General features: G+C 49.8%; 1 rRNA gene. It reads left to right on the forward strand.

Annotation, left to right across the window (positions count from 1 at the left end):
• A 23S ribosomal RNA gene (locus tag GTP44_RS26995) occupies positions 1-255 on the forward strand; the annotation flags it as partial.

Genomic DNA, 255 nt, shown 5'->3' on the forward strand with positions numbered 1-255 from the left:
ATGGGAAGCAGGTTAATATTCCTGCACCGTCGTATGATGCGATGGGGGGACGGATCGCGGAAGGTTGTCTGACTGTTGGAATAGTCAGTTTCTGCTTCATAGAAGGTGCTTAGGCAAATCCGGGCACATAATTCAAGGGAGTGGGACGAGTGAACTTGTTCACGTAGCAATCGGAAGTGGTTCCAAGAAAAGCCTCTAAGCTTCAGTCATACGAGACCGTACCGCAAACCGACACAGGTGGGCGAGATGAGTATT

The organism is Duganella lactea, assembly GCF_009857505.1.
Lineage (GTDB): Bacteria > Pseudomonadota > Gammaproteobacteria > Burkholderiales > Burkholderiaceae_D > Rugamonas > Rugamonas lactea.